The organism is Hydrogenivirga sp. 128-5-R1-1, assembly GCF_000171895.1.
Genome location: NZ_ABHJ01000162.1, coordinates 1 through 2,159, shown reverse-complemented (window position 1 = coordinate 2,159; position 2,159 = coordinate 1). Strand labels below are relative to the sequence as shown.

Below are 2,159 nucleotides of genomic sequence, written 5' to 3'. Positions count from 1 at the left end.
ATTTATAGATACTCACTTGATAAAATAGACGAAGAACTTAAAGAAGTAATAGACCTGAATATACCAGCAGTACTTTTATTTGGCATTCCTTCACATAAAGATGAAGTTGGAAGTGATACATGGAGTGAGGAAGGCATAATACAAAAAGCCATTAAATATATAAAAGATAAATACCCAGAACTTTATGTAATTACAGATGTATGTTTCTGTGAATACACTGAGCATGGACACTGCGGTGTTCTATGCTGTGGAGACGTAGATAATGATGCAACACTTGAAAATACTAAAAAACAGGTAATATCTCATGCAAAAGCTGGTGCTGACATGGTTGCCCCATCAGGAATGATGGACGGTGTTGTAAAGGCAATAAGAGAAGCATTAGACAGTGAAGGATTTACAAATATACCAATAATGTCGTACTCTGCAAAATATGCATCTTCTTATTATGGACCTTTTAGGGAAGCTGCTGAATCAACTCCTTCCTTTGGAGATAGAAGAAGCTATCAGATGGATTTTGCAAATAGAAGAGAAGCTTTAAAAGAAGTTGAACTTGATATAGAAGAAGGTGCAGATATTGTCATGGTTAAGCCTGCTCTTTCATATTTGGACATAATATCTGATATAAGACAAAACTTTAATGTACCTGTTGCAGCCTATAATGTAAGTGGTGAGTACTCAATGGTAAAAGCTGCTGGAAAAATGGGATGGATAGACGAAAAAAAAGTTATTTTGGAAACATTAACCTCAATGAAAAGAGCAGGAGCTGATATAATAATTACATATCATGCTAAAGAGGTGGCAAGAGAGATTGGATAGGAAGTTTATATTTATATACGGTTATATGGCTGTTTTAACTGTAATAACTGTCATACTTGGATTTACAGTTTTAAATTCTAAAAATGAATGTGAGAAAAAAACTGCGGATTTAAAGAAAGAAGTTCTCGTATTAACAGAACTTATTAAAGAAAAAGATGACCAGCTTAGAAAAGCTGTAGAAGAAAAAGAAAAATTAGTTGCAAAATTAAAAAAAATTGAACAAAAAATTAAAAATGCCAACAAACTTTTAAAAAGAAAAGGTATAAAAGTTGTAATTCCTCAAGGGGGATTATTCATTCCTGCAAATAGCAAAGATATTCATATTTATGCTGAAAAAATAGAATACAAAATAGACAAATTACTGAAAATAATACAAGATATTCCTGTAGGGGTTCCTCTTTACGGCAGAATAACATCAAAATTTGGATACAGAAGAGACCCTTTTAATGGAAAAAGGGCATTTCATTCACGACTTGACTTAAGAGCAGCTTTTAACAACCTGTTTTTGCAACAGCAAATGGAATTGTAGTTTATGCAGGATGGGCTGGTGGATACGGAAAAATGGTAAAAATTAAGCACAAGTACGGCTTTACTACATTATACGGTCATCTTTATTACATAAAAGTTAGAGCAGGTCAAAAAGTAAAAGCCGGTCAGATAATAGGATATGCCGGAAGTACAGGACGCTCAACAGGAGTTCATCTACATTACGAAATTCATAGATACGGCAAGCTTGTAAACCCATTAAGAATGCTTTACTTAAACAGTAGAAACAGGATTTAAATGAAAAAATTAGCTATTATTGACGGCTCATCATATATATATAGAGCATATTACGCACTTCCACCTTTGAAAAGTCCAAGAGGTATTCCAACAGGAGCAATATATGGCTTTATCAGAATGATTTCCAAACTATTAAATGAACTAAATCCTGATTATATAGCTGTAATTTTTGATGCTCCTGGAAAAACATTTAGACATAAAGAATACAAGGAATATAAATCTCAAAGAAAAGAAACACCAGACGACTTAAAAGTCCAGATACCAAAAATAAAAGAAATAATAAAATTATTTGGCATTAAAATCTTAGAAAAAGAAGGTTTTGAAGCTGATGATATTATAGCTACCTTAGCAAAAAAAGGAAAAGAAAAAGGTTTAGAGGTCTACATTATCACTCCAGATAAAGATATGCTCCAACTTGTAGAAGATAACATATACGTTCTAAATCCGGTAAATGATAAACTATACAATAGAGAAAAAGTAAGAGAAAAGTATGGTATATATCCAGAACAATTTATATACTATCAAGCAATGGTAGGAGACCCGATTGATAACATAGTAGG

At 32.5% G+C, this 2,159-nt stretch carries 3 protein-coding genes and 1 pseudogene; all 4 read left to right on the top strand.

Features of this window, described 5'->3' with window-relative positions; all coding sequences use genetic code 11:
* A partial coding sequence (gene hemB, locus HG1285_RS03910; RefSeq protein ID WP_032496968.1) for a porphobilinogen synthase occupies positions 1 to 816 on the top strand: 816 nt, incomplete at its 5' end.
* Positions 809 to 1,345: a hypothetical protein gene (locus HG1285_RS18920; RefSeq protein ID WP_157560684.1), complete on the top strand. Its 537-nt coding sequence runs from the start codon at positions 809 to 811 to the stop codon at positions 1,343 to 1,345. The genes hemB and HG1285_RS18920, both read left to right, overlap by 8 nt.
* The gene (locus tag HG1285_RS18915) at positions 1,339 to 1,599 is read left to right on the top strand and encodes a M23 family metallopeptidase (RefSeq protein ID WP_083793121.1); all 261 of its coding nucleotides are present in this window, start codon (positions 1,339 to 1,341) and stop codon (positions 1,597 to 1,599) included. Before HG1285_RS18920 ends, HG1285_RS18915 begins: the two co-directional genes overlap by 7 nt.
* A pseudogene (locus HG1285_RS03915) lies at positions 1,600 to 2,159 on the top strand (5'-3' exonuclease); the annotation flags it as partial. It lies immediately after the preceding gene.